Here is a 25,537-nt window from a genome sequence, read left to right as displayed (position 1 = left end):
CTCTTGGACACTCGGGGCGGAAGCTCTGCTCCGGTCCGTCGGCGGTGGGCCCGACTCCGCGGAAGTCGTCGTACTCGGCGCTCGAGTACGACAACTGTTGGAGAGTGGGCGGCGGCGAGGCACGACGCCCGCAGACCTACGCCGGCGCGCCGATCGTCGAGTCCTCGTAGTCCTCGGTGAGGCCGTGCGGCGTCTTCTCCCACTTGTGCGGGCTGAACACGATCTGCCAGGCCGCGCGCCAGGCCGAGATCGAGTGCAGCACCCAGTAGACGGGGTTCAGCAGCGCGAACGCCGCGACCCGCCAGTTGTAGCGCTTCCAGGCCGCGAGACCCGAGACCACGATCATCAGCGCGTTCGAGAACAGCATGTTCGTCGTCCCGGCGATGATCAGCCACTCCGGGATGTCGAGCCCGATGAACTGCACCCCGATGTAGGTGATGACCGTGAAGCCCAGCACGAGCGGGTAGAGCAGGAACGCGACGGGCGTGCCCATGATCAGCGCCACCAGGCTCAGCGAGCCGAGGATCCCGTTCACGCGGAACCAGCGGATCGGGTGCCGCGTGTTCACGCCGGCGGTCATCATGTAGCCCTTGATCCAGCGGGTGCGCTGCTTGATCCACGCGGGGACCTCGGCGCACGCCTCCTCCCACGTGTTGGAGTCGACGACTCCCACGCGGTAGCCGTGCGCGGCCACGCGCAGCCCGAGGTCCGCGTCCTCCGTCACGTTGTAGGGGTCCCACGCGCCGAGCTCGCGCAGCACGCGGGTGTCGAAGTGGTTCGAGGTGCCGCCCAGCGGGATCGGCAGGTGCGACTGGTCCAGGCCCGGCAGCATCGCGCCGAACCAGTGCGCGTACTCGACCGCGAACATCCGGGTGAGCACGTTGTAGTCGGCGTTGAAGTAGCTCAGCGCGCCCTGCAGGCACACGAGCTGCTTCTGCGACGGATCGACGTGCTCGCGCTCGAAGGCGTCCTCGCGGAACAGCCGCACGCACTTGCGGAGCTGGTCGGGGTCGGGCCGGTCCTCGGCGTCGTAGATCACGACGAACTCGCCGCGGGCGAAGCTGAGCCCGTAGTTGCAGGCGCGGGGCTTGGTCTGCGGGCCGCCCGGCGGCACGATCACCATGCGGACGTACTCGGGCGGGCTCATCCGGCGCACGGCCGAGATGGTCTCGTCGTCGTCGGCCTCGAGCAGCACGAGCACCTCGAGCTTGGCCTTGGGGTAGTCGAGGGCGCCGATGTTCACCAGCAGCTTGCTGATGATGTTGGCCTCTTTGTAGGCGGGGATGAGGATCGTGTAGATCGGCAGCTCGTCGTCGGTCATGCGCGGAGGGTCGACCACGAGACCGCGGCGGCCGCGCTCGATCGCGACCTCCTCCTCCCACGCCTTCACCGAGCTCTGGTTGAGCGGTGCACGGAGGCCGGCCAGCGCCTTGAAGGCGATGTTCATCAGGAACAGCAGGTTCGCTCCGGCGAGCACGATCACGAAGGTGATGCTGGGCGCCAGCACCGCGCCCGCGACCACCAGGGCGGCCACGACGAGCGGAGTGACGACCTGCCAGCGCCGCAGCCCCGACTTGGCCGATTCGTCGCCGCTCTGCACCGCGAGCGCGTCGGCCGCACCGAACAGCAGCGCGGCACGGCACGCGTTCTCGACCGCCATGAAGATGTCCCAGTCGGTGGTGGTGCGCACCTCGATCCGCTCGACGCCCATCAGCGCGCGGGCGGTCGCGAGGACCTCGTCGGTCGGCGGGACGGACGTGGCGATCACTCCGGTGCCGTCGGGCAGCACCCGCCAGGGCACCCAGCCCGCCTCGACGAGGTTCGGCGCGCCGATGCCGGCGAGCACGACTCCCTCCGGCGGCTCCTCGACCAGGTCGATCAGCGGCGCGTCCCACTGCTCGGCGAGGGCGCCGTACATCTCGCGCCGGGTGACGGCCCCGTCGATGACGAGGTGCCGCCCGATCAGCCCGCCCTCGCGGGCCTGGCGGGCGAGAGCGGCGTCGAGCTGCTCCGGAGTGATGAGTCCGCGCTCGACGAGGATCTCCCCGATGCGCGCCGTGACAGCGGCCATGGTCAGCCTCCCAGCCGTTCGTAGACGACGTAGATGCCCTGCTGGAACACGGGGCGGTAGCGGGTGTCGAAGGACGGATCGCTCGTGATCGCGTCGTAGACGAGGTCGGCGACGCCGGTCTCGGACAGCTCGGGGGCGTCGGCGGTGGTGACGAAGACCCACTTCGCGTGCGTGTACGGGGCCGCGAGGGCCTCGTCGAACAGCTCGCCGGCCGAGCGGTTGAAGTACTCCGAGATCGGCACCCCGATCTCGGGCAGCAGCGCGTTGCCGGCGGCGCTCTCGTCCATCAGGATCCCGCCGCCGTCGTAGTTCTCGCCGAGGAACCGGGCCGCGGCGGTCGCTCCGGTGCCCGCCTTGATCTCGACGTAGCCGGTCGCCTCGGCGATCACGGCGTTGCGGTCGAGGTCCTGAGCCCACCAGGCGGTCTGCGCGCCGAGCAGCACGAGCACGAGGCCCAGCGCGCCGGCTCCGACGCGCGGGACGCGGCGCAGGGCATCGACGAGCACGGCCGCGAGCACCGCGAGGAACGGCAGCACCGACAGGGCGTAGCGGTTGTTCCACCAGTTGGTCGGGAAGGTCTGGTCGTTGTTCATGTGCGTCTGGCCGAGGTAGAGGCTCAGGAGCGAGAACGCGTACGAGACGATCATCAGCCAGATCACGAGGGCGTCGTCCGAGATGCCGCGGCGCCAGGCCAGCACGAGCGCGCCCGCGATGCCCAGGGCCACCGTCAGCAGGCCCGAGGTCTCGAGCACGGCCCAGTTGTACGACCAGAGCGTGAGCCCCGCGTTGCCCTGGTAGGCCAGCAGCCCCGCGTCCGCGACGGCCTTCTGCAGGTTCGCCGCGGAGTACTGCCCGTTCATGAACTCGAGCGGGTTGCTGTAGACGGCGTAGTTGTAGACCAGCCACCAGAGGATCGCGATCAGCGGCAGGATCCCGAAGGCGCAGGCCATCTTGACGGCGTAGAACAGCGACTTCTTCTTGCGCCACGCGACGATCAGCACGACGAGCGTGCCGCCGAACACGAGCACCCAGCCCTCGTAGCGCGAGAGCGTGGCCGCCGCGGCGGGCAGGCCTGAGAACACCATCATCTCGCCGGCGCTGAGGTTGCGGCGACTGGTCACCCAGTGCGCGAGACCCGAGAAGCAGCCGACCATCGTGACGATGAGCACCGGCTCCGTCATCGCGGTCGAGAACGCGTAGAGCACGCCCGGGTTCGCAAGCACGAGCAGCACGGCGGTGAGGCGGCCGGCGCGGAGGTGCCCCACGCGCGCCGAGATCCGGTAGACGCCGCAGGCGGTTCCGGCCAGGCAGATCATGCCCAGCAGCCCCGCCGCCCAGCCGGTGTGCCAGAGCCAGAGCGACTGCACGAACGGGATGAGGATCAGGCTCGGCACCGGCAGCCACACGGTGCCCAGCTGCGAGAACCCGGGCGCCTTCGAGTCGACGATGCGCCGCGAGATCGAGAGGTGGCTCTGCGTGTCGGCGTAGGCGAGGTTGATCCCGGAGGAGGTCGTCACCAGGCACGCCGCGAACCCGACGAGCAGCGCCGCGACGAGCACGACGACGGTGCCGGGGACCTGACGGCCCGTGACGGGCTGCCCGAGGCGGTCCCACGCCTCCCGCCACCACCGGCGGGCGGCGGGCGCGGCGGGCTGCGCCGCCTGCTCCGTCAGCGTGCTCGTCATGGGCGGATCAGTCGGCGGAGGGGGTGCGCGGGGCCTCGGCGGCGTGCTGGCCGTGCGTCGGCTCCTCCGCCGCGCGCTCCTGCGCGTCGACGTAGGCGGCGACCTTGCGGCTGCGGCGACGGCGGGCGAGCCAGCCGAGCAGGATCAGCAGTCCGATGAGGACCGCAGCGACCAGGAACCAGATCGCGTACGACGAGTAGTCGTCCTTGACCTCCTCCTGCGGCGTGATCTCGTTGCTGTCGATCGCGACGGGGTCGGCGGCCGTGGATCCCGAGACCGCCAGGTTGCCGGGCAGCGCGAGCCAGCCCTCCTCGGCCGCCCAGCCGGCCACCGAGGCCTGCAGGGCGGAGGAGGCGGTGGGGTCGCCGTCGGGGCTCCAGCCGCCGAGCAGCACCACGTCGCGGCCGTCGGTGGTGAAGGCCTCGAGCGCCGCGTAGGGAGCGTCGGTGCCGACGCCGTAGGTCAGGCGCGAGCTCTCGATCGCGGTGAAGGGGGCGAGGCGCAGCGGCGTGCGCAGCTCCTCCGCCTCGTCGGTGCCCGCGCCGACGACCAGGCCGGAGCGGTCGGAGCCGACGAAGTCGTCGATCCCGACGACCGACACGGCGAGCGGTTCGGGCTGCACGCGCTGCAGGGCCGTGACCAGGTCGCCCGCGCTGCGCAGCGCATCCGCTCCGGTCGCGGACTCGCCGAACGCCACGGCGAGCTCGCCGCCGAACGCCTGGGGGAAGCGGCCGAAGCCGGGAGCCGCGGACTCGCCGCGGACGCCGGTCACGGTCGAACCGGCGCCGTCGAGGAAGAGCTCGATCGGCACGGAGTCGGCCGAGCCGATGCAGAGGCCGTCGCTCTCGCGCACGGCCGAGAGCCGCACCGACAGGCCGTTCGAGGACGCGAGCTGGCCGGTCGGGACCGAGAGCTCCATGTCGACGGCGGTCTCGGCGCCCAGCACGCTCGAGCCGATCAGGAAGTCGTTCCAGTAGACGTTCGCGGTGGCGGTGACGCCCTCGGGGATCGCGGAGTGGGTGCCGACGAGGTCGAGGTCGATCGAGGAGACCGGGCCGCCGAACGCCGACTGGGTGATGGTCGTGTAGCTCGCGGCGGTGCCCCCGCTGCCCAGCGCCACGCGGTCGGCGCCGAAGTCGGCGAGGGTGCGCTCGAGCGAGCTCGACGGGATCACCTTCTGGGCGAGGCCCGTGGTGGTCGCGCTCGAGGCGAGGCCCGCGTACTCGCTGCCGAAAGCGGCTCCGGCGGCGGCGAGGTCCGCCTCCGCTCCGGTGAGCACGAGCGCCGGGACGCCCGCCTCGTCGCCGAGCGCGGTGACGACGTCGCCGTCGCCCGCCTCGAAGCGCACGACGCGGCCCTGGGCGGCGTCGAGGTCGGGGCGGCCGTCGGTCGCGCTCTCCTCCGAGACCGTGATCGCGGTGCCGGAGGGGTAGCGCGCGGCGAGCGAGGCGGCTGCCGAGAGACCGGCGGCGCGCAGGTCGTCGCTCGCGTCGTCCGGCACCACGATCGAGACGGCGGTGACGGCGTCGGCGAAGAAGTCGCCGACGGTCGTGGGGGCGGCGGGAGCGCCCTCGGTGACGACTCCGAGGCCCGAGACGATCAGCGAGCGGCCCTGCACCTCGCAGAGCGCGCCGGTGGACCCGGTGGCCCCGGTCAGCTGGAAGCCGATCGCGAGCACGCCGTCGACGACGTCGGCCGACCCCACCGGGATGTCGAGGGTCGACGCGGTGGTCGCGTCGAGGGTCAGCACGGTGCGCCCGGAGACGACGACCGCGAGCGAGCCGGTGAGCGGCTCCTGCGCCTCGAGGGCGCCGAGGACACGGGTGGGAGTGACGCCGTCGGCGATCGGGAGGGTCAGGTACTGCAGCGGCGCACCCGCGGTGACCGTGAGGGCCGCGTCGGTCGCGGCGGCCTGCACGACGGCTCCGGTCACCGGATCGACGAAGTCGGCGGCCGCGGCGGCCGACGCGGTTCCGAAGGCGAGGGCCACGGCGAGCGACGGAGCGACGGTGGAGACGAGCGCGCGACGGCGCAGGGAGGAGGAGAGCATCTGGGGTCGACGGTCCGATCGGCATTCGGGAGCCCGGAGCGTCCCGGGTTCGAGGATGGAGAGTCGAACGGTCGTGCTCAGGCCTCGGCGAGTGCCGTGGAGACGGCTGTCTAACGGCCCGTTCTGGGGTCAGTCTAGGGAGTTGACCGAAGCCGATCCGAGGTCGTCAGGATGCGGTGCCGCCCCCCGTTGGAGTGGCACGACAGGGCCTCCTCGCAGGGTGCATGCTGAGCGCACGGTCTCGCGCGCTCGGGCGCGGATCGTATGCCGACGAAGCCTCGCGCACATCGGCCCCCATGGGGAGGTTGCGCCGTCGTACCGCGCGGCACGACCGTGAGCCATGCCCCTTCTCACCGCTGTGACCGCCGAGATCACCCGCCGCGGTCTCTTCGCCGCGCCCCTCGGCACGACCCTCGCCGCCTCCTCCCCCTCCGACCCCGTCCTCCACTCCGAGATCGCTGCGCCCTACGGCGTCGCCGGACTCGACGCCGACGCCCTCGTCCCCCTCGCGCAGCTGCCGGAGTCGGTGCGAACGTCCTCCGGCGAGCGCCCGGTCGCCAAGGGCGAGCTGGTCTACAACGTGCAGGACTACGGAGCGACCGGCGACGGCACGACCGACGACCTCCCCGCCATCGACGCCGCGATCGACGCGGCCGTCGCGACCTACGGCGGAGTCGTCTACTTCCCCCGCGGCATCTACCGCATCGCCGGATCGATCGGACGCGCGAGCGGCCTCGCGAGCATCGCGTTCCGCGGCGCCGGAGAACTGTCGACCCGCATCCGCTCGCTCACCGACGCGCCCGTGGTCACCGGCGCGTTCTCGGCCTGCCGCTTCGACAACCTCATCCTCGACGCGAACGGCCTCGGCTCGCCGTGCATCTCGGCGCACCTCGACAAGACCGTGCTCGACTCGCTGCAGCTCTACGGCTGGACCGGCTACGGCATGCGCCTGAACGACGGCACCTTCGGCGACCTGGGGCTGCTGAACCGCATCCAGCGCTGCAGCATCGACCAGTGCACGGGCATCGGCATCTGGGCGAGCTACCGGATGATCGACTCCTGGATCGTCGAGAACAACATCGGCGCCAGCTACGCCGACATCTCGGTCGAGGGCGGCCCGCTCCGGATCCTCGGCAACCACCTCGACGGCTCACCGCAGATCAACATCGAGCTGCGCGGCAACCGCCGCATCACCATCGCGAACAACATCATGGAGGGCGCGCGCAAGCAGTCGCTCGTCTACACGATGCCGCCGTGGCTGACGGAGGATCTGGCGCAGATCCAGATCGTGGGCAACGCGATCAGCAACGGCGGCAAGGCCGCGGCGAACACCTACGCCGCCATCTCGATCCTCGGAGTCTCGCCGACCGCCCGCACGGCGGGCTTCTCGATCACCGGCAACATCTTCGCGTGCGAGGACGCGGGCGCCGGCTGGACGCACTGCGTCGAGGCGCTGAACGCGCGCGCCGTGTCGGTGCTGGGCAACCAGTGGGCGACGGGGCACATGAACGCCAAGCCGGTGCGCGCCGTGGGCAGCACCGCGTACGAGGTGATCGGGAACCACGGCGACAACGCGGTGAAGACGACGTGAGCGCGCTGCAGAACCTCGGCTGAGAGTGGGGGATGACGGCTGACAGCGGTCATCCCCTCCTCTCAGCTGAGGTTCTGCAGGTCACCGCCAGGCGAGGGCCGACCGGTCGGCCCAGTAGTCCACCGGATCCTGCGTCGGCAGCCCCTCGGGGAGCGGCGCGGGACGGGTGCGCAGGTTCTCGCGCAGCTGCGTCGAGGTCACCGCCCCGCTGAGCACGACGTCGGCCCACGGCTGCGCCAGTGCGGCTCCGAGCGCCAGCTCCTCGGCTGTCCCCGCGAGCCGCCGCACCGCCTCCGGAGCGCGGTCCCCGACCAGCCGCCCGTTCGCGAGCGCCTCCTTCACCACGACGAGCACCCCGGCGTCGTGCGCCTCGGCGAGCGCCGCCCCGGCCGAGCGCTCGAGCAGGTTCCACGTCGTCTGCACCGCCGTGAACGGCGACTCCGGGATCGCCCGGGCGAGCGCGATCGTGCGCGCCTGCTCCGGCCCGCTCGTCGACAGCCCCACCCGCACGCCCGAGGCGGCGAGGCCCCGCAGCCGGTCGAGCAGCACCCGGTCGGTCAGCGCCGGGCTGTCGGGAGTGATCGAGTGCACGAGGTAGCGGTCGGGAGCGGAGCCCAGCGCCTCGAGGGTCGCCGACCACTGCCGCTCGAACATGCCGACCGAGTGCTCCTTGCGCTCGTGCACCGGCGCGTCCATCGCCCAGGCCCCGAGGTACTCGTAGCCCCACTTCGACTCGACCGTCAGCTCGGCACGGCGCTCCGGATGCTCTGCGAGCCAGCTCCCGAGGAACTCCTCGGCCCGCCCGTAGGAGCGGGCGACGTCGACGAAGCGGATCCCTCCGGCCCAGGCCGCGTCGAGCAGCTCGTGGGTGCGGGCGCGGAGGGCGTCGACGCTGCGGTCCTCGGGCGGCCCGAGGTCGCCGTCGCGACCCGCGGTGATGTATGCCGGTCGGCCGACGGCGGCGAGGCCGAGTCCGACGCGCGCGGTGGTGGATGCCATGGTGACCGTTCCGTCCGGGGAGGGGGTGCCTCCACCGTAGACGCGAGCGCGGCGGCCCTCAGCTCCTCGCGCGCCACTCCGCCGCCGTGAGCGCGTACAGGACGGAGTCGTCCGACTCCGAGCGGCACTGCAGCCCCAGCAGCTCCATCGCCTTCACCGAGCCGCGGTTGCGCGGATCCGCCCGCCCGAGGACCCGGTCGGCCTGCAGCGACTCGAAGACCACGTTCAGCAGCGCCCGTCCGGCCTCGAGCGAGTAGCCGAGGCCGGCGGTCTCCGGATGCAGGAACACGCCGAGCTCGCACCCGTCCTCCCGGCGCACGATCACCGCGTCCCCGATGAGCCGTCCCGTCGCGAGCTCCTCCAGGCCGTAGAAGCGCCGGTGCCCGGTCGCGGCGAGGTTCCACTCCGGAGCGCGCTCCGTGAACCACGCCGCGTATCCTCCCGGCGCGAGTGGCGGGTGGCGCAGGAAGCGCGAGGCGCGGGCGTCGCTCCGGTACGCCGTGACCGCCTCCTCGTCGTCCCGCCGGAGCGGACGCAGCAGGAGCCGCTCCGTCCTGCGCTCGTCCCGGGCGTCCATCCGCCCAGAGTAGGAGGGCGGACGCGCGAGAATCGGGGGATGAGCGCCCGACCCGCACTGATCGAGGCGCTCGAGCGGCATCAGGTGGCGGTGTACCTGCTGACCGTCGGCGTGGCCCTCGGCGCGGGTCTGCTGCTCCCCGGGGCCGCGCGGCTCGACGCGGCGATCACTCCGGTGCTCGCGCTGCTGCTGTTCGCGACGTTCCTCGGGGTGCCGTTCGCCTCGGTGCTCGGGGCGTTCCGCGACGGCCGGTTCCTCGCGGCGGTGCTGGTGGTGAATTTCGTCGCCGTGCCCGCGGTCGTCTTCGTGCTGACGCGGCCGGTGGCGGGCGAGCCGGCGCTGCTGATCGGCGTGCTGCTGGTGCTGCTCACACCCTGCATCGACTACGTGATCGTGTTCAGCGGGCTGGCCGGAGGGGCGTCGGCACGCCTGCTCGCCGCCGCGCCGCTCCTGATGCTCGCGCAGATCCTCCTGCTGCCCCTCTCCCTCCTCCTGTTCCTCGGGCCCGGCGCGGGGGAGGCGGTCGAGATCGGTCCGTTCGCCGAGGCGTTCGCGGTGCTGATCGTGCTGCCGCTCGCCGCGGCCGCCGGGCTTCAGGCCCTCGCCGCGCGCACGGCGATCGGTTGGCGGATCGAGGGCGTCGTGCTCGCCTCGATGGTGCCGCTGATGGTCGCGACGCTGGCCGTGGTGGTCGCGTCGCAGGCCGGTGTGGTCGGCGGGGCACTGCCGCAGCTGGGGCTGCTCGTCGTGCTCTACGCGGCGTTCGCGGTCGTGATGACGCTGATCGGCGCCGGAGTCGGCCGTCTCGCGCGGCTGGACGTGCCCGCCCGGCGCGCGCTGCTGTTCAGCGGCGTCACCCGCAACTCGCTCGTGGTGCTGCCGCTCGCGCTGGCGCTGCCCGCGCCGCTGGATCTCGCCCCCGTGGTCGTGGTCACGCAGACGCTGGTCGAGCTCGTGGCGATGGTGCTGCTGGTGCGGCTCGTCCCCCGGCTGATCCCGGCGTCCCCCGGCTGATCCCGGCGTCCCCCGGCTGATCCCGGCGTCCCCCGGCTGATCCCGGCGCGGCACCCGGAGGAGTGACGCACCGGCGCGCGCGGGAGGATCCCGCGCCGTGCGGCCGACTGTCAACCTCCGTCCCTTCTGCGAGCACCCGTCCTAGCGTCGAAGGCGAGGACGCCCCCACGTCCTCGCGCCGGTTCCCGCATGCTCCGGCGCGAGCAGCCAGCATCGGAGTATCCCCGTGGCCCAGACCAGCACCCGGCGCGCGCAGAGCGCGCCCGATCCCGACGACTCCCGCAAGCCCGACGACCCCACCGACGTCACCAAGCGCTCCTGGGGCTACGTCCTGAAGAAGACGCTGCGCGAGTTCGGCGCCGATCAGTGCACCGACCTCGCGGCGGCGCTGACCTACTACGCCGTCCTCGCCCTGTTCCCCGGCCTGCTGGCCGTGGTGTCGATCCTGGGCCTGTTCGGCCAGGCCGAGCAGACCACCGACACCGTGCTCGAGATCCTCGGCGGCTTCGCGTCGCAGGACGTGCTCGACACGATCCGCGGCCCGGTGCAGGAGCTGACCTCCTCCCCCGCCGCCGGTCTCGCCTTCGTCACCGGTCTCGTCGGCGCGCTCTGGTCCGCCTCGGGCTACGTCGGAGCGTTCGGCCGCGCGATGAACCGCGTCTACGAGATCGACGAGGGCCGCCCGATCTGGAAGCTCCGCCCGACGATGCTCGGCGTCACCCTCTTCTCGGTCGTGCTGCTCGTGATCGCCGGGCTCCTCCTGGTGCTCAGCGGACCGGTCGCCGAGGCGATCGGCGGGGCCATCGGACTCGGCGACGCCGCACTGACGGTGTGGAGCATCGCGAAGTGGCCGGTGCTGATCGCGATCATGATCGTGATCATCGCCGTGCTCTACCACTGGTCGCCGAACGTGAAGCAGCCGAAGTTCCGCTGGACGAGCCTCGGCTCGATCCTCGCCCTCGTCATCTGGGCGCTGGCCTCGGCCGGATTCGCGTTCTACGTCGCCAACTTCGGCAACTACAACAAGACGTACGGCGCGCTCGGTGGTGTGATCGTCTTCCTCCTCTGGATCTGGATCACCAACCTGGCACTGCTCTTCGGCGCGGAGTTCGACGCCGAGCTCGAGCGCGGCCGCCAGCTCCAGGCGGGCATCGAGGCGGAGGAGCACATCCAGCTCCCTCCGCGCGACACCCGCAAGAGCGAGAAGCAGGCCGAGAAGCACGCCGAGGACGTCGCGGACGGCCGGAAGCTGCGCGAGACCGCGGGGCGCGAGGCCGCCGACCGCGACTGAGCGGGGCCGCCGAGCGGGCGGGGGCGGCGACGCCCCGCCCGCGCCACCCGTCCCGCTCGCGTAGCGTCGGACGGTGACCTCGCCCGACCGCCGCAGCCTCGACCGCAGGATCCTGCGGCTCGCGGTGCCCGCGCTGGGCTCCCTGGTCGCCGAGCCGCTGTTCCTCCTCACCGACTCGGCACTCGTCGGGCACCTGGGCGCGGTGCCCCTCGCCGGCCTCGCGCTCGGCGCCGCGGTGCTGCAGACGATCGTCGGTCTGATGGTGTTCCTCGCCTACAGCACCACTCCGCTGGTCGGCCGCGCGCTCGGCGAGGGCGACGAGCGGAGGGCCGTCGCGGCCGGCATCGACGGCGGCTGGCTCGCCCTGGCGCTGGGCGCGGTGCTCGCGGTCGCCGGCGCCGTCACCGCGCCGCTCGTCATCGGGCTCTTCGGAGCGGAGGCGGCGGTCACCGAGGCGGGCGTGCGCTACCTCGCCGTCAGCATGGCCGGGATCCCCGCCATGCTCGGGATCTTCGCCCTGACCGGGCTGCTGCGCGGCTTCCAGGACACCCGCACGCCCCTCGTGATCGCGGTGGCCGGATTCGCGCTCAACGCGGGCCTGAACGCGGTGCTGATCTACCCGGCCGGCCTGGGGATAACCGGGTCGGCGCTGGGGACGGTGATCGCCCAGTGGGCGATGTTCGGCGCCTACGCGCTCATCGCCGTGCGGCTGGCGCGACGCGTCGGCGCACCGCTGCGCCCGCACCTCGGCGGCGTCCTCGGCTCCGCCGGGTCGGGCGGCTGGATGCTGTTGCGCACCGCGAGTCTGCGCGCGGCGATCCTGCTCGCCGTCGCGATCGCGGGCTCGCTCGGGGCGGAGGAGCTCGGCGCGTTCCAGGTGGCGATGACGCTCTTCGGTGCGGTCGCCTTCGCCCTCGACGCCCTGGCCATCGCCGCGCAGGCGCTGCTCGGCCGGCTGCTCGGCGCGGGGGACCGCGCGCAGGCCCGCGCGGTCACGAAACGGTGCGTGACCTGGGGAATCGGCGCGGGGATCGTCCTGGGCGCGCTCGTCGCGGGCCTCAGCGGCGTGCTGCCGTTCGCGTTCTCGAGCGATGCGGAGGTGCTGCGCCTGCTGCCCGCGCTGATCGCGATCGTCGGCATCACGGCTCCGCTCGGGGGCTACGTGTTCGTGCTCGACGGGGTGCTGATCGGAGCCGGCGACGGCCGCTACCTCGCGCTGAGCGGACTCGTGAACCTCGCGCTGTTCACACCGCTGGCGCTTCTGGCGACCCTCGCGCCGGCCGACGGGCGGCTGACGGCGCTGTGGATCGCGTTCGCCGGGGGCTACCTGGGGGCCCGCGCGCTGACGCTCGGACTGCGCGTCCGCGGCGAGGCGTGGCTCCGCTGATCCCTCGAACAGAGTTTCGAACAGGCTGTGGACAACCCTGTGGAGAACTCGCCCGTCCGGCGGGCCGTCCCGGCGACGTCCTCGCGCGGTCTGCAGGGGATCCGGGTCGGAACGCCCTTACCGCCGCACCGTGGTCCCTCGCGCTGAGCGGACCCCCTGCGAACCGCACGAGCACCTGCAGTCCGTGCAGGCACCCGTGATCCCCAGGTGCCTGCACCGCCGCGGCAGACGGCGCCGCGACGAGCGGCCCTACCTGCAGATCGTGCCGCGCTCCGGAGTGCAGTAGCGGACGACGACACCCGTCCGCCCGCTCGAACCGGCGGCGGGGCGCAGGCCGAACCAGTCGGTCGCCGCGGGCGCCTCCGGCTCGCTGGTCCACGCGCCGCCCTTCGAGTCGTCACGCGAGGACGTCAGCGTCACCGGCGCCGTGCTCGTCCCCTTGAAGACGAGCACACCGCCGAGCTCCGTCCCCTGCGCGAACTTCACGATCGATCCGGGCTGGAACTCGATCCGGCCGTCGTTGACGAAGATGCGGAGCGATTCCCAGTCGCCCGTCAGCGTGTACCTCTCGCCGGCCGGGATGACCCAGGAGCCTCGGTTGACGACCCGGTTCAGCGAGACGGTCCAGGTCGTGGTGCCGGTGACCGTGTTCCGCGCCATGCCCGCTGATCCGTTGAAGGAGGCGGCGTGCACCTGGTAGGCCGATCTGCCGGTCGGAGGCGTCGCGACCACGTTGTCCGTCAGGACCAGATCGAGGAGCACCTGGCTGTAGCCGTCGGCCACTCCGATCTCGACGATCCCGCCCCTCACCGTGTTGCGGGCGATCGTGGTGGGGATGAGGGGACCGTCCGGCTCCCCGGCAGCGATGACCATGATGCCGCCCGTGATCGTCGAGTCGGCGACGGTGATCCCGGACGGCCGGTCGTCCGCCGACAGGATCAGACCTCTGCCTCCGTAGCGGAGGTCCGCGTACCGGATGTCCGTCGGCCCCGCTCCGTCGCTCCAGATCGCGCCCCAGTCGCTCGCCTTCGGCGTCGTCGCGGAGCCGTCGCCGTTGGTGTCGCCCCCGACGCTGTCGTCGCGGTAGCTGGTCACGGTCACCGGGCTCGTCGCCGTGCCCTTGACGACCACTCCCTGGCCGTAGAGCGAATGGCGGCCGTCGACCTTCACGACCGCGCCGTCGGTGAGCGTCAGCTGACGACCCGCGCCCGTGTTGATCGTCTTGACCACGTAGACGGCCGCCTCCTTGCCCGACAGGGTGATCCCGTTCGAGCAGTCCCATCCGTTCGCGCAGGGGTCGTTCGGGATCCGCAGTACCGGGATCCTGGCGACGGCCGCCGTCGCGGTGCTCGTCGCGGACGCGGGAGCATAGCCGGTCTTCGTCCCCGTCACGCGGACGGTGATCCTCTTGCCGAAGTGCGCGGTCGACAGCACCAGGGTGGCGGCCGTGCGACCCGGGAGCGCGGTGCCGTCGGCGAACCACTGGTACGTGAATCCGGTTCCGCTGGTCCAGGTGCCCGTGCGCGCGGTCAGAGTGGATCGGACCTCGGCCTTCCCCGAGACCGTCGGGGTGCCGACCGTGAGCGCGGCGCCGGACGCGGTCGTCCTGGCCGAGACGGCGGCGCCGGTGCCGACGGCGTTGATGGCCGCGACGGAGAGGGTGTAGGCGGACCCTGCGACCAGGTTCGTGAAGGTCTGGGAACGGGTCGACGCGCCGACGACAGCCGACCACGCGCCGGCCCCGGAGGCGTCGACGCCGTCGCGACTGACGCGGTAGCCCGTGATCGCCGATCCGCCGGGGCTCGACGGCACCACCCAGGTCAGCGTCGCCGATCGGGCAGCCGTTCCAGGCGCCGCAGAGACCGACGTGGGGCTCCCGGGCGCCGCCGCAGCGGATCGGACCGCCGACGTCGCGGCGCTCACCCGCGTCGCGGTGCTGTAGCCGGCCTTCGTCCCGGTCACCTCGACGGTGATCGTCCTGCCGAGCTGCGCGCTGCCGAGGACGAGCGTCGACGTCGCGGCGCCCGTGATCACCGCGCCCGACGCCTTCCACCGGTAAGCGAAGGTCGTGCCCGCGGTCCAGGTCCCGACGGCGGCCGTCAGCGTCGACCCGACGACGGCGGCTCCGGTGATCACGGGAGCGGCGGTGGTCAGGGTGCCCGTCGGCATCGAGACGGTCACCGAGCTCGCCGGGGCGGCGCCTGCACCGTTCTGCGGGCGCACGGTGAACAGGTAGGTCGCCCCCGGCCGCAGGTTCGTGAACGTCTGGGATCTGGCCGTCGCAGCGGTCGTCCTCGACCACGCTCCGGCGCCGCTCGCGTCGGTGCCGTCGCGACCGACTGTGTATCCGGTGACCGGCGATCCGCCGTCCGAGGCGGGCGGCTTCCAGGTGAGGAGCACCGACCGGGCGGCGGGGTCGGCGACGGCTGAGACGGAGGTCGCCGCCGTCGGAACGGAGGCGGCCGCGGCCGCGGGCGCAGCGGCCACGATGCCGCAGACGACGAGCAGGGAGAGCACGAAGGCGACGACGCGCTCGAGTGCGGGGGGTCGGGCTGGCACGGGGTTACCTCACAGGTGGGTGTCGTCGCAGGAGAGCGGAGTGACGCGACCGGGGACGGTGCGCGGTCGGGGACTAGGACGGTCCGGACCCCATCGTGATCCGACGACTCTCGGTGGTCTCGATGCCCTCGTCCGACACCGATGCGACGGACAGCGTGTAGGTCGCTCCGGGGACGAGGTCGGTGAACGTCTGCGAGCGCGTGCCGGAACCGACGACGGCCGACCATGGACCGCGTCCGCTCGCGTCGACCCCGTCGCGCGCGACCCTGTACCCGACGGTCTCCGCGCTGTCGTCCTCCAGAGGCGGCTTCCAGGTCAGCGTCGCTGTGCGCGCGGCGTCGTCCTTCCTCGCCGAGACCTCCACCGGCGCACCCGGCGACTGGTAGTCGTGCCAGAAGTACAGGTATCCGCTCTGCTTCTCGCTCCGGCCGACGGGGTTCACCGCCTCCACGTGGAAGTAGTACTCCATCTCCTCGCGAAGGCCCGTGAACGTGTACGACCTGGTGGTCGAGGACACGATGGCCAACTTGGGGAAGAGGAGCGAGTAGGAATCGAGGGAGACCCGGTAGCTCGTCACAGCGGCTCCGCCCGTGGTCTTCGGAGGCGACCAGGTCACGGTCGCCGTGAGTCGATCCTGGTCGCCGACGACATCGACGCGGGCGGGCGCTCCGGGAACGGTCGCGGCGACGGCGCTCGTCGACGCGCTCGTCCGAGCGGCCGTCGTGTAGCCCGCCTTCGTGCCCGTCACCTCGACCGACACGGTGGTCCCCGCCTGAGCATCGCGCAGCAGAAGCGTCCTGGCCGTCGCGCCCGCGATGGCGGAACCGGATGCGTACCACCGGTAGGTCAGAGCCGTGCCGGTGGTCCAGGTGCCGGTCTGGGCGGTCAGCGTCGCGCCGACCCTCGGGGTGCCCGAGACGACCGGCGCCGCGGTGGTCAGGCTCTTCGCAGCGAGGGTGACGACGATCGATGACGTGGGTCCCGACCCGACCGCGTTCCTCGGCTGGACGGTGAAGGTGTAGGTCCGACCCGCCACGAGGTTCGTGAAGGTCTGCGAGCGAGCGGAGGCCGGCGCGAGGCGGGACCAGGGGCCGGCACCGGATGCATCGCTCCCGGACCGGCCGACGAGGTATCCGGTGATCGCCGAGCCGCCGGACGAGGCGGGCGGCTGCCAGGACACGGTGACGGAGCGCGCCGCTCCGTCCGTGACAGCGGCCACCGCCGTCGCACCGGTGGGCTTGCCGGCCTTCACTGCGGCGGTCGCGGCGCTCCTCCGGATCACGGACGTGTACCCGGCCTTGGCCCCGGTCGCCTCGACCGTCACGGTGGCGCCCAGCTGGGAGGTGGTCGGGACGAACGTCCTCCCCGTCGCCCCTCGGACGGCGACGCCGCTCGCGTACCACCGGTAGGTCAGCGTCGTGCCGGTGGTCCAGGTGCCGGGCTTCGCCGTGAGGACGGCTCCGACCTGAGCGGTCCCCGAGATGGTCGGTGTCGAGGCCGCCACCGGTGCCGCGACGGCAGGGCCGGCGGTCAGTCCGACCAGCACGAGCGCGGCCAGGACGACGGCGAGGAGGCGGGTGAGGGCGGGCGAAGCAGAGGACGAGCGCGGCATTCGGGCACACCAGACGGTCGAGAGAAGGGGGACGACCGGGCCCAGGATCGCCCGTGTGCCTTTTTATAGCGCCGCGATTCCCGCGCCGTCAACGAACTGGGACGTGATGTCTCAGGTCACGGAACGCCCGGCGGATCAGCGCGGCGCCGCGCTCGTGTTCCCGCGGTGGAACACCGCGTGGAAGCACACCGGAGCCGCCTCCTCGCCCGCGAGCAGCGCCAGCGCCGCCCGCCCCGCCGCGCGCCCCTTGTCGACCGCCGGCTGCACCATCGTGGTGAGGTCGTAGCCCGCCGCGAGCCCCGGCACCTGCACGCCGTCGAAGCCGACCACCGAGACGTCCTCGGGCACCCGCAGCCCGAGCTGCTCGGCCGCCAGGATCACGCCCGCCGCCAGCAGATCGCTCTGCGCGAGGACCGCGGTCGGCGGCTCCGGCACGTCGAGCAGCGCCCGCCCGGCCGCGACGCCCTCCTCGACCGTGCTCGCCGTCACCTCGACGGAGTCCAGCTCGCCGAACACGTCGCGCGCCCCGTGCAGCCGCTCCACGGCCGTGATGCTCGAGCTCGTGCGCCAGTCCGCAGGCACGGGCCCCCGGCGGCGGTCCTTCGAGAAGGGCAGGGCCACCGCCGCGACCCGCGAGTGCCCGAGGCCCCGCAGATGCTCGGCCAGCGTCCTGGTCGCCTCGCGGTTGTCGAGGGTGACGATCGCCGATCCGAACTCGGACACGCCCTCGACCACCACGACCGGCACCCGCCGCCTCTGCAGCAGAGCGACCGACTCGTCCACGGTCGGGCTGCAGCCGATCAGGATCATGGCGTCGACCGGCGCCGTGGACATCAGCCCGGAGCCGTCGCCCGTCTCGGTCAGCAGCAGGATCCCCGCGTCGGCGCCGCCCAGCACGTCGGCGATGCCGTCGAGCATCGCGATCCTGATCGGGTCGCGGAAGGCGTGCAGCACGCGCTCGTCGACCACCACGCCGACGATGCCGGAGCGACCGCGCCGGAGCGACTGCGCGCGCGGGTCGGGGCCGGCGTAGTCCAGTTCGGCGGCGGCCTTCAGTACTCGCTCGCGCGTCGAGGCCGAGACGGGTCCCGATCCGCTGAAGACGAGCGAGGCCGTGGAGGCCGAGACTCCGGCGAGCCGTGCCACGCGGGCCAGGGTCGGTCGCCCGGGGCGCTGCTCGGCGCGCGACTTCTGCGACTCCACGATCCTCCTCGACTCAGCCGGCCGGTGCGGTGCTTCTTGACCGCCCCGGAGGTTCTGGATAGCTTAGTCCGGCCCGCCTCGAATCGATTCGACCGGGTGGAACCCCGCCCCGCGGGCCCGGCGGCGCCGCTGTGAGCGCCCGGGCGCGCCCGCCACAGGAAACCCGGTCATGACCAGCACCTCCGCCCTCTCGCGCCGCGAACTCGTCGCGTGGCGCAACGCCGTCTTCACGATCTTCGTGCTGAGCGGCCTGTCGATCGCGACGTGGGTGTCGCGCACTCCGGCCATCCGCGACGAGCTGCAGCTCTCGACCTCCGGGGTCGGCCTGCTGATCCTCGCCATGTCGATCGGCGCCATCGTCGGCCTGATGCTCTCGACCGCGATCATGTCGGCGCTCGGGGCCCGTCGCGGCATGGTCGCGGGGCTCTCCGTCTGCGCGTCCGGCCTCGCGATCCTCGGGGTCGCGGCCGACACGCTCGGCGCGCTCCCCGTCGCCTTCGCGGGCATGGCGCTGCTCGGCTTCGGCAACGGCGCGGTCGACGTGATGATGAACGTCGAGGGAGCCGCCAACGAGAAGGCCTTCGGCAAGACCCTGCTTCCCCTCTTCCACGCCTTCTTCAGCCTCGGCACCGTCGCGGGCGCGCTGGTGGGAGCCGCCGCCTCCGCCCTCGCGATCCCCGTGGCGGCGCACTTCGTCGGCGTCGCGGTCGTGGTGGTGGCCACCGTCGCCGTGGCGATCCGCTTCGTGCCCGTGCGCGCCGATCTCGACACCCAGGGCGTCGCGACCGCGAAGCCCCCGATCCGGGAGCGGGTCGCCGCCTCGCTCGGCGTCTGGCGCGACCTGCGGCTCGTGGTCATCGGCCTGATCATGCTCGGCATGGCGTTCGCCGAGGGGTCCGCCAACGACTGGATGACCCTCGCGATGGTCGACGGCCACGGCTCCTCCACGACGACCGCCGCGATCGTGTTCGGCGTCTTTGTCGCGGCGATGACCGTCGGCCGCGTGCTCGGCGGCCCCGTGCTCGACCGCTTCGGCCGCGTCCCCGTGCTGCGCGGATCGGCTCTGCTGGCTGTCGTCGGCATCCTGCTCTTCATCCTCGCCCCGGTCGACGCGCTGGTGATCGCCGGCGCCGTCGCGTGGGGGCTGGGCTGCTCGCTCGGCTTCCCGGTCGGCATGTCGGCGGCGGCGGAGGGACCGCACTCGGCCGCGCGGGTCAGCGCCGTCGCCACGCTGGGCTACGTCGCGTTCCTCGTCGGACCGCCGGCGATCGGGTTCCTCGGCGAGCACGTCGGCATCCTGAACGCGCTGTTCCTCGTGCTGGCCCTGGTGGTCGTGGCGGGACTCGCCTCGCCCGCCGCGCGCCCCGCTCGGGCCCGGGTGGACGCATGACGGCCCCGAGCAGCGAGCCCTGCCGGGTCGCGCTGGTCACCGGCGCGAACCACGGCATCGGAGCCGCGATCGCCGAGCGCCTCGCGGCCGACGGCCTCGCCGTGCTGGTCGCGTTCCTCGCCGAGGACCTGCCCGAGTACGAGCCCGAACGGCAGAGACGCGCCCACGCGAGCGACGGCGAGCAGGTGGCCGAGCGGATCCGCGCCGCGGGCGGCCGCGCACTGGCTGTCTCGGCCGACCTCCGCGACGCCTCCTCGCCCGCCCTGCTCTTCGACGCCGCCGAGCGGTCGCTCGGCCCGGTCGACGTACTCGTCCACAACGCGACCGGCTCGGTGATCGACACCTTCCGCGCCCGCGAGAGCGACTGGATGGGCCGCCCGCAGCGCCGCGTCGACGCCGCGAGCATCGACGCCGTCCTCTCGGTCGACGCCCGAGCCGGTGCGCTGCTGATCGCCGAGCTCGCCGCCCGCCTCGAGGCCCGCGGCGGCCACGGCGGACGCATCGTCACGCTCACCTCGGGAGGCGAGCGCGGCTTCCCGGGCGAGGTCTCCTACGGCGCCGCGAAGGCCGCGCTGGTGAACTACACGATCTCGGCGTCCCTCGAGCTCAGCCCGCTCGGCATCACGGCCAACGCCGTGCACCCGCCCGTCACCGACACGGGCTGGGTGACCGACGACGTCCGCGAGGCGGTCGCCGCGAACGACTCCTTCTTCGACGTCGCCGAGCCGGAGGAGGTCGGCGACCTGGTCTCGTACCTCGTCTCCCCCGCGGGCCGGCGCGTGACCGGGAACGTCGTCCGTCTGGCCTGACGACTCCCACGCCCTAGGATCGCCACCACGGCGGAGGGGGTCGCGCATGACGGAGTTCCGAGCGCGTGACGGCGCCCTGCTGCACGCCGACGAGCACGGCACGGCCGGCAGCCCGCCCCTCGTGGTCCTCCCCGGCGGGCCGGCCCGCCACCCCGACTACCTCGGCACCTTCGAGCCGATCGCCGGGTGCCGGCGGATCCTCGTGCTCCATCCACGTGGAGTGGGCGGCTCGGCGGCGGCGCCCGTGCGGTCCTTCGCCGAGCAGGCCGACGACGTGGAGGACCTGCGCCGGCACCTCGGAGTGGAGTCCGTCGACGTCCTCGCGCACGCCACCGGCTGCCGCACCGCGCTCGTGCACGCCGCGCGGCACCCCGAGCGCGTCTCGCGGCTCCTCCTGATCTCGCCCGCGACGGGATGGCTCGACTTAGGGCGGGACGACCGCCACGAGATCGCCGCGCGACGGATCGGCGCGAGCTGGCTGGGCGACGCGATCGAGGCCGCGGTGCTGATGCAGGAGGAGACGGACGCGCGGCGGCGGATCGAGCTCTACCGCCGCGCGGCTCCGCTGGGCTGGTCGACGTGGGACGAGCGGGCGCAGGCGCACGAGCGGGCGGCGACCTGGTTCCCGGACGCCTTCGCGGGGTTCTTCACCTCCGTCGACGCGACGGCGCTGCGGCAGGCGCTGACCCTCCTCCGCTGCCCCGTGATGATCGTCGGCGGCGAGGACGACGCCCTCGTCGGCGTCGAGCCGCTCGCCGAGCTCGGCGCTCTCTTCCCCTCGTGCAGCCTCGCGGTGATCGAAAGATCCGGCCACTACCCCTGGATCGAGGCGCCCGCCGAGTTCGCGCTCGCCCTCCGCGCCTTCGTCTCGGAGGCGCCCTCCGCTCCCCCTACGGGTCGGCGGAGACCGAGCAGCCGCGCCTGACCGCGTCTATCCTCGACGGGTGCGTCTCGTCATCGCGCGCTGCTCCGTCGACTACTCCGGCCGTCTCAGCGCCCACCTCCCCCTCGCCACCCGCCTGCTGCTGGTCAAGGCCGACGGCAGCGTCCTCGTGCACTCCGACGGTGGCTCCTACAAGCCGCTGAACTGGATGAGCCCGCCCTGCACGCTGATCACGGGCGAGCCGGACGAGACGGCGCGGGAGTCGGGAGTCGTCGAGCAGTGGACGGTCGCGCACAAGAAGACGGGCGACGCCCTCGTCGTCTCGATCCACGAGGTGCTGCACGACTCCGCGCACGAGCTCGGCGTGGATCCGGGCCTCGTGAAGGACGGCGTGGAGGCGCACCTGCAGCGCCTCCTGGCCGAGCAGATCGATCTTCTCGGCGACGGACACACTCTCGTGCGCCGCGAATACATGACGGCGATCGGACCGGTCGACATCCTCGCGCGGGATTCCCACGGGGCCGCAGTGGCGGTCGAGATCAAGCGCCGCGGAGAGATCGACGGAGTCGAGCAGCTGACCCGATATCTCGAACTGATGAATCGCGATCCGCATCTGGCACCGGTCACCGGAGTGTTCGCCGCGCAGGAGATCAAGCCGCAGGCGCGGACGCTCGCGCAGGACCGCGGGATCCGCTGCGTCGTCCTCGACTACGAGACGATGCGCGGCGTGGACGATTCGCACACCCGGCTCTTCTAGCCCGCCGCTCCGAGCAGGAGCACTCGACTACCGAGTGACGCTCCGGAACACGGGAAAGGCCCCCGCGGAATCCCGCGAGGGCCTTTTCCGAGCGGATGCGGCGCTCTACTTGTTGGCCGCCGCGTAGGCCGCCTGGACCTCGGCCGGGATGCGGCCGCGGTCGGACACCTGGTGCCCGTTGGCGTTCGCCCACTCGCGGATCGCCTTCAGCTGCTTGGGGTCGCTCTTGGACGCCGAGGCGACCGATGCGGCCGCGGCCGGGCGCGAGCCGACGCGGCGGGCGCTCGAGACGAACTTCTCGAGAGCGGAGTGCAGCGCCTCGATGTTGTCGGGCCCGAGATCGATCTCGTAATTGGCGCCGTCGATGCTGAAGCGGACGGTTCCGCCCTCTCCGGAATCGATGGGCGTTCCGTCGATGTCGTCGACGAGAGTGATCTTCTGAGCCACTTTTCCTCCTGTAGTACTGATGACGCGTGAAGTACTGCGTATGCTTTCCGCGCCGCGTACCGACCGCACTGTAGAACCTATGTCGGTGGAAGACATTACCCTCTTTCCTCTCAGAAGAAGAGCATTCGGCAGTGCGTGGCGCTTCTCGAGTGGTGGATAGGCGATTCTTCTCTGCACGGATGACCGCGGATAAAGGCGGACAGCGCTCTGCGCATCACCTGTCGGGGCATTCCCTGCGAATTCCCTCAGCGATGCCGTTCGCCCCCGATTCGAGAGCCGGAGCGATCCCGGATACCGTGAAGGCATGGCACGGAGAGTCGGTCCCCCCGCGCGCCCGGCGAAGCCCGGCCCCTACCGCAACGTCCCGGCGCGGGAGGCCCTCGAGGCCCTGATCGCCGCTCCGTCCGCGGAGGCCGTGGAGCGGCTCCTGACCGCGTGCCTCGACGGCTCGCTCGTCGTCGACGTCACGGGATCGCAGCCCGGAGGCGTGCCGCACGTGCGCACGGTCGCCACGACGACCGGCGAGCAGGTCCTGCCGCTGTTCACCTCGACCGACGAGGTGCGCACGGCGATCCCCCGCCAGCAGCACCCCCGCGTGCAGATGCTGGTCCTGCCCGGACGGGAGGCCTTCGCGCTGATCCGCACCGCCGACTTCGTCGCCGTGCAGCTCGACCCCGGGTCGCTCGCACAGGTCGTCACCCGTTCGTTCATCGAGAACGCCCTCGAGGCCGTCGAGCGCCCGTAGAGTGTTCTCCCCCGACGGGGCAGCGTCGGCGTCCACGAGTCACCCGAGGTCAGGAGCCCCGCCATGTCCTACACGACACTCGCCCCGAGCGGCCTCGACGAACGCGCCGGCACCTGGACCTGCATCCTCTTCGACCTCGACGGCACCATCACCGACTCGGCGCCCGGCATCACCGGCACGCTCGTGGACACCTTCGTCGAGCTGGGCCGCCCCGTCCCCACGCCCGTCGAGCTGCTGGCCTACGTCGGCCCGCCGCTCCTCGACGCCTTCCGCGCCCTGGGCGGCATGAGCGTCGAGGAGGCGCAGGCCGCCCTCGAGGTGTACCGCCGCCGCTACAACGCCGGCGGGCTCTTCGACTCGTCGCTCTACCCGGGCGTGCCCGAGGTCCTCGCGCGCATCGCCGAGGCGGGGGTGCCGCTGTCGCTCGCGACCTCGAAGCCCGAGTCGGCCGCCCGACGGATCCTCGAGCACTACGGCCTCTCGCACTACTTCACCGTGATCTGCGGCGCCTCCGAGGACGAGGTGCGCAGCGCCAAGGCCGACGTCGTCGAGGAGGCGCTGCGCCGGCTCCGCGAGCTCGACGTCGACCTCTTGACGCCCGTCATGGTCGGCGACCGCGAGCACGACGTGCACGGAGCCGCGGCCCACGGCATCCCGACGATCATGGTCGAGTGGGGCTACGGATCGCCCGCCGAGGCGGCCGGGACCGTGGCCGTGGTGTCCGGGGCTGAGGAGCTCGCGACCCTCCTGCTCCCCTGAGCCCCGTACGATGAAGGCATGACTGGTCTGGGCGTCATCCTCTCGTTCGCGCTGTTCCTCGGCGGGATCCTCCTCCTGGGGAACGCCTTCCTGTTCCCCGCGCTGGGCGGATTCATCTTCTTCGGCGGCATCCTCGCGATCTCGCTGTCGCTCGGCGTCGCGTTCCACATCCTGCCGAAATCGCAGTAGCCGACCCGCGCTGAGCGGGCACCGCGTCAGCCCAGGGTGCTCGCGTCGAGGTTGATGACCCGGCCGATGTACACGGCCTCGCCGGCCCCCGCGACGTCGGCGTTCATCCGGAGCAGCTGCTGCACGGGGATCCCGAACCGCTGCGCGATGTCGAAGAACGTGTCCCCCTCGACGACCGTGTAGCTCACGATCTCGCCCGCGCCGTCCGTGGTCGGCGTGCCCGTGGCTCCGGGAGCCGCGCCGAAGTCGGTGGCGTAGGCGGTCTCGGGGATCACGGGCACCGGATTCGGCGTGATCGTCACGGTGACCTCGGGCTGCGGCACGAAGACGGTCGCGGTCGCCTGCGGCAGCGCGGCGGTGACGGTGGGGTCGGGCGTCGGGGTCGCCTCCGCGAAGACGGTGACCGTGACGGTGGGAGTGGGGCTCGGAGCCGCGCACCCCGTGAGCGCGAGCAGCGCACCCGTCGCCAGTGCAACTCCGACTCGTCCTGCGCGCACGTCCCCGCCCCTCGTCGAGCCCCCGCCCCGGGCACTCCCGACCACCCTAGGAGACGGGCGGGCGGTGCGGTCGCGGCGCGTCGGGATCAGGCGTGCGGCTCCGGCAGCACGCGCAGGCCGCCGCCGCCGTTCGCCGAGTCCATCAGCACCTCGACCCAGGCCGGGTTGATGGTGGGCTGGCGACTGCCCGCGAAGTGGAACTGCAGGGCGATGTTCGGGTTCATCCAGAAGGAGTGGCGGCCGCGCGCCCCCTCGGGCATGGAGTCGAGGGTGAGCGGGAAGCGCTCGTCGCGGCGGAACTTCGCGTAGACGACGATCTGGAGATGGGCCAGGGTCCGGTCCTCGATCTCGATGACGGCCGGTGGTGTGCCGTAGAGGAATTGACCCATGGCCTCAGCCTATCTCTAGACAGACTTTCTACTAGAGAATCTAGCTAATTCTCGGAATGCGGCTCATCCGCCTCGACCTCGGCGTCGATCTCGTCGACGGCCGAGCTCATCCGGCGGAGGAAATTCACGACGACCTCGGCCTCGCGCGCATCGAGGTCCTCGGCGATCTCGAGCATCCGCCGGTGCATGTGCTCCAGCGTCTCGCGCACCTCGCGGTCGCTGTCGACGGTCGCCTCGACGACGATGCCGCGCCGATCGGTCGGATGGGGCTTGCGCACGAGGTGCCCGCTGCGCACGAGGCGGTCGATCAGCACCGTCGTGGAGGCGGAGGAGATGGAGAGGTGGCCGGCCAGATCCTTGGCGCTCACGATCTCGCCGCTGCGCTGGCGCCGCAGGAGGTACTGGATGGCGATCAGGTCGGTCTCGCCCATCGCCATCTTCTCGCGCGTGCGGCGGCGCATCGCGACCTCCGAGACGCGGTACGTGCGCATCGCGCTCAGCACCTCGACGGCACGCCTGGTGGAGGACTCGTCCGGGTACCAGTACCCGGCGCCGCTCCTGACCGTCGTCTCGCTCATCCGGCCATCCTAGACGCGCGTGTTACGAGAGGGTCTAGCGTTCGCCGCAGAGCTC

General features: G+C 72.3%; 23 protein-coding genes. 11 read left to right on the top strand and 12 right to left on the bottom strand.

Annotation, left to right across the window (positions count from 1 at the left end; genetic code table 11):
• Nucleotides 1–136: 136 nt before the first annotated feature.
• The 3 genes from LRG51_RS12220 to LRG51_RS12210 are packed head-to-tail and all read right to left on the bottom strand — an operon-like array spanning nt 137 to nt 5,806.
• Complete coding sequence (locus LRG51_RS12220) at nt 137–2,071, bottom strand: glycosyltransferase (protein ID WP_230672957.1); 1,935 nt, start codon at nt 2,069–2,071, stop codon at nt 137–139.
• Between the two features lie 2 nt (nt 2,072–2,073).
• Nucleotides 2,074–3,756, bottom strand: a complete 1,683-nt coding sequence (locus LRG51_RS12215) for an ArnT family glycosyltransferase (RefSeq protein ID WP_230672956.1) — start codon at nt 3,754–3,756, stop codon at nt 2,074–2,076.
• A gap of 7 nt (nt 3,757–3,763) precedes the next feature.
• The gene (locus LRG51_RS12210) at nt 3,764–5,806 is read right to left on the bottom strand and encodes a hypothetical protein (RefSeq protein WP_230672955.1); all 2,043 of its coding nucleotides are present in this window, start codon (nt 5,804–5,806) and stop codon (nt 3,764–3,766) included.
• A 340-nt stretch (nt 5,807–6,146) separates the two neighbouring features.
• Here LRG51_RS12210 and LRG51_RS12205 point away from each other — a divergent pair, with 340 nt between their 5' ends.
• Entirely contained in the window at nt 6,147–7,397 is a 1,251-nt protein-coding gene (locus LRG51_RS12205; protein ID WP_230672954.1) for a glycosyl hydrolase family 28-related protein, read from the top strand.
• Between the two features lie 81 nt (nt 7,398–7,478).
• On the opposite strand, the gene LRG51_RS12200 is transcribed toward LRG51_RS12205, so the two are convergent.
• Nucleotides 7,479–8,396: an aldo/keto reductase gene (locus tag LRG51_RS12200; protein ID WP_230672953.1), complete on the bottom strand. Its 918-nt coding sequence runs from the start codon at nt 8,394–8,396 to the stop codon at nt 7,479–7,481.
• A 58-nt stretch (nt 8,397–8,454) separates the two neighbouring features.
• On the bottom strand, nt 8,455–8,973 hold the full coding sequence (locus LRG51_RS12195; protein WP_230672952.1) for a GNAT family N-acetyltransferase: 519 nt from the start codon (nt 8,971–8,973) through the stop codon (nt 8,455–8,457).
• A 39-nt stretch (nt 8,974–9,012) separates the two neighbouring features.
• Here LRG51_RS12195 and LRG51_RS12190 point away from each other — a divergent pair, with 39 nt between their 5' ends.
• From LRG51_RS12190 to LRG51_RS12180, 3 genes are all read left to right on the top strand, one after another.
• Entirely contained in the window at nt 9,013–9,987 is a 975-nt protein-coding gene (locus LRG51_RS12190; RefSeq protein ID WP_230672951.1) for an arsenic resistance protein, read from the top strand.
• A 226-nt stretch (nt 9,988–10,213) separates the two neighbouring features.
• Nucleotides 10,214–11,278 carry a YihY/virulence factor BrkB family protein gene (locus tag LRG51_RS12185; RefSeq protein ID WP_055794036.1) on the top strand — a complete coding sequence of 355 codons (1,065 nt, stop codon included), beginning with the start codon at nt 10,214–10,216 and terminating at the stop codon, nt 11,276–11,278.
• A gap of 73 nt (nt 11,279–11,351) precedes the next feature.
• Nucleotides 11,352–12,665 (top strand): MATE family efflux transporter, encoded by a 1,314-nt coding sequence (locus tag LRG51_RS12180; protein ID WP_055794035.1) that lies wholly within the window; start codon nt 11,352–11,354, stop codon nt 12,663–12,665.
• A gap of 249 nt (nt 12,666–12,914) precedes the next feature.
• Here LRG51_RS12180 and LRG51_RS12175 read toward each other — a convergent pair whose 3' ends face one another.
• The 3 genes from LRG51_RS12175 to LRG51_RS12165 form a co-directional block, all read right to left on the bottom strand.
• Entirely contained in the window at nt 12,915–15,224 is a 2,310-nt protein-coding gene (locus tag LRG51_RS12175; RefSeq protein WP_055794034.1) for a fibronectin type III domain-containing protein, read from the bottom strand.
• A gap of 73 nt (nt 15,225–15,297) precedes the next feature.
• Complete coding sequence (locus LRG51_RS12170; protein WP_055794033.1) at nt 15,298–16,836, bottom strand: fibronectin type III domain-containing protein; 1,539 nt, start codon at nt 16,834–16,836, stop codon at nt 15,298–15,300.
• Nucleotides 16,837–16,971: 135 nt separating this feature from the next.
• The gene (locus LRG51_RS12165) at nt 16,972–18,039 is read right to left on the bottom strand and encodes a LacI family DNA-binding transcriptional regulator (RefSeq protein WP_055794032.1); all 1,068 of its coding nucleotides are present in this window, start codon (nt 18,037–18,039) and stop codon (nt 16,972–16,974) included.
• A gap of 169 nt (nt 18,040–18,208) precedes the next feature.
• On the opposite strand from LRG51_RS12165, the gene LRG51_RS12160 reads away from it, so the two are divergent.
• From LRG51_RS12160 to nucS, 4 genes are read left to right on the top strand one after another with little or no spacing between them, the layout of a single operon-like run.
• Nucleotides 18,209–19,429, top strand: coding sequence for an MFS transporter (locus tag LRG51_RS12160; RefSeq protein WP_230672950.1), 1,221 nt, complete (start codon nt 18,209–18,211; stop codon nt 19,427–19,429).
• Nucleotides 19,426–20,238, top strand: coding sequence for an SDR family NAD(P)-dependent oxidoreductase (locus LRG51_RS12155; RefSeq protein WP_055794030.1), 813 nt, complete (start codon nt 19,426–19,428; stop codon nt 20,236–20,238). Before LRG51_RS12160 ends, LRG51_RS12155 begins: the two co-directional genes overlap by 4 nt.
• A 46-nt stretch (nt 20,239–20,284) precedes the next feature.
• Nucleotides 20,285–21,163 (top strand): alpha/beta fold hydrolase, encoded by an 879-nt coding sequence (locus LRG51_RS12150; protein WP_230672949.1) that lies wholly within the window; start codon nt 20,285–20,287, stop codon nt 21,161–21,163.
• Nucleotides 21,164–21,182: 19 nt separating this feature from the next.
• The gene (gene nucS, locus LRG51_RS12145) at nt 21,183–21,878 is read left to right on the top strand and encodes an endonuclease NucS (RefSeq protein ID WP_056868799.1); all 696 of its coding nucleotides are present in this window, start codon (nt 21,183–21,185) and stop codon (nt 21,876–21,878) included.
• A 105-nt stretch (nt 21,879–21,983) separates the two neighbouring features.
• Here nucS and LRG51_RS12140 read toward each other — a convergent pair whose 3' ends face one another.
• Entirely contained in the window at nt 21,984–22,325 is a 342-nt protein-coding gene (locus LRG51_RS12140) for a histone-like nucleoid-structuring protein Lsr2 (RefSeq protein WP_055794027.1), read from the bottom strand.
• A 304-nt stretch (nt 22,326–22,629) separates the two neighbouring features.
• On the opposite strand from LRG51_RS12140, the gene LRG51_RS12135 reads away from it, so the two are divergent.
• The 3 genes from LRG51_RS12135 to LRG51_RS12125 all read left to right on the top strand — a co-directional run bounded on the left by LRG51_RS12135 (nt 22,630) and on the right by LRG51_RS12125 (nt 24,018).
• On the top strand, nt 22,630–23,070 hold the full coding sequence (locus LRG51_RS12135; RefSeq protein ID WP_230672948.1) for an SseB family protein: 441 nt from the start codon (nt 22,630–22,632) through the stop codon (nt 23,068–23,070).
• A gap of 63 nt (nt 23,071–23,133) precedes the next feature.
• Nucleotides 23,134–23,829 (top strand): HAD hydrolase-like protein, encoded by a 696-nt coding sequence (locus LRG51_RS12130; protein WP_230672947.1) that lies wholly within the window; start codon nt 23,134–23,136, stop codon nt 23,827–23,829.
• An 18-nt stretch (nt 23,830–23,847) separates the two neighbouring features.
• Nucleotides 23,848–24,018 (top strand): hypothetical protein, encoded by a 171-nt coding sequence (locus LRG51_RS12125; RefSeq protein WP_157602737.1) that lies wholly within the window; start codon nt 23,848–23,850, stop codon nt 24,016–24,018.
• Between the two features lie 26 nt (nt 24,019–24,044).
• On the opposite strand, the gene LRG51_RS12120 is transcribed toward LRG51_RS12125, so the two are convergent.
• The 3 genes from LRG51_RS12120 to LRG51_RS12110 all read right to left on the bottom strand — a co-directional run bounded on the left by LRG51_RS12120 (nt 24,045) and on the right by LRG51_RS12110 (nt 25,482).
• The gene (locus tag LRG51_RS12120) at nt 24,045–24,515 is read right to left on the bottom strand and encodes a LysM peptidoglycan-binding domain-containing protein (protein WP_230672946.1); all 471 of its coding nucleotides are present in this window, start codon (nt 24,513–24,515) and stop codon (nt 24,045–24,047) included.
• 86 nt (nt 24,516–24,601) lie between these two features.
• Entirely contained in the window at nt 24,602–24,904 is a 303-nt protein-coding gene (locus LRG51_RS12115; protein ID WP_055794023.1) for a DUF7882 family protein, read from the bottom strand.
• Between the two features lie 44 nt (nt 24,905–24,948).
• Entirely contained in the window at nt 24,949–25,482 is a 534-nt protein-coding gene (locus tag LRG51_RS12110) for a MarR family winged helix-turn-helix transcriptional regulator (RefSeq protein ID WP_055794022.1), read from the bottom strand.
• Nucleotides 25,483–25,537 lie beyond the last annotated feature (55 nt).

The sequence above is a fragment of the Rathayibacter sp. Leaf248 genome (assembly GCF_920939495.1).
GTDB lineage: Bacteria > Actinomycetota > Actinomycetes > Actinomycetales > Microbacteriaceae > Rathayibacter > Rathayibacter caricis.
Note: the sequence above shows the minus strand (reverse complement) of the source record. Positions and strands in the feature narration are given on the sequence as shown.

Excerpts from the sequence above, each read along its gene's own strand:
- LRG51_RS12200 (WP_230672953.1), bottom strand. The coding sequence starts at position 8,396 with ATGGCATCCACCACCGCGCGCGTCGGACTCGGCCTCGCCGCCGTCGGC.
- LRG51_RS12210 (WP_230672955.1), bottom strand. The coding sequence starts at position 5,806 with ATGCTCTCCTCCTCCCTGCGCCGTCGCGCGCTCGTCTCCACCGTCGCT.
- LRG51_RS12125 (WP_157602737.1), top strand. The coding sequence starts at position 23,848 with ATGACTGGTCTGGGCGTCATCCTCTCGTTCGCGCTGTTCCTCGGCGGG.
- LRG51_RS12170 (WP_055794033.1), bottom strand. The coding sequence starts at position 16,836 with ATGCCGCGCTCGTCCTCTGCTTCGCCCGCCCTCACCCGCCTCCTCGCC.
- LRG51_RS12115 (WP_055794023.1), bottom strand. The coding sequence starts at position 24,904 with ATGGGTCAATTCCTCTACGGCACACCACCGGCCGTCATCGAGATCGAG.
- LRG51_RS12220 (WP_230672957.1), bottom strand. The coding sequence starts at position 2,071 with ATGGCCGCTGTCACGGCGCGCATCGGGGAGATCCTCGTCGAGCGCGGA.
- LRG51_RS12205 (WP_230672954.1), top strand. The coding sequence starts at position 6,147 with ATGCCCCTTCTCACCGCTGTGACCGCCGAGATCACCCGCCGCGGTCTC.
- LRG51_RS12215 (WP_230672956.1), bottom strand. The coding sequence starts at position 3,756 with ATGACGAGCACGCTGACGGAGCAGGCGGCGCAGCCCGCCGCGCCCGCC.
- LRG51_RS12130 (WP_230672947.1), top strand. The coding sequence starts at position 23,134 with ATGTCCTACACGACACTCGCCCCGAGCGGCCTCGACGAACGCGCCGGC.
- LRG51_RS12150 (WP_230672949.1), top strand. The coding sequence starts at position 20,285 with ATGACGGAGTTCCGAGCGCGTGACGGCGCCCTGCTGCACGCCGACGAG.
- LRG51_RS12195 (WP_230672952.1), bottom strand. The coding sequence starts at position 8,973 with ATGGACGCCCGGGACGAGCGCAGGACGGAGCGGCTCCTGCTGCGTCCG.
- LRG51_RS12160 (WP_230672950.1), top strand. The coding sequence starts at position 18,209 with ATGACCAGCACCTCCGCCCTCTCGCGCCGCGAACTCGTCGCGTGGCGC.
- LRG51_RS12110 (WP_055794022.1), bottom strand. The coding sequence starts at position 25,482 with ATGAGCGAGACGACGGTCAGGAGCGGCGCCGGGTACTGGTACCCGGAC.
- LRG51_RS12155 (WP_055794030.1), top strand. The coding sequence starts at position 19,426 with ATGACGGCCCCGAGCAGCGAGCCCTGCCGGGTCGCGCTGGTCACCGGC.
- LRG51_RS12135 (WP_230672948.1), top strand. The coding sequence starts at position 22,630 with ATGGCACGGAGAGTCGGTCCCCCCGCGCGCCCGGCGAAGCCCGGCCCC.
- LRG51_RS12190 (WP_230672951.1), top strand. The coding sequence starts at position 9,013 with ATGAGCGCCCGACCCGCACTGATCGAGGCGCTCGAGCGGCATCAGGTG.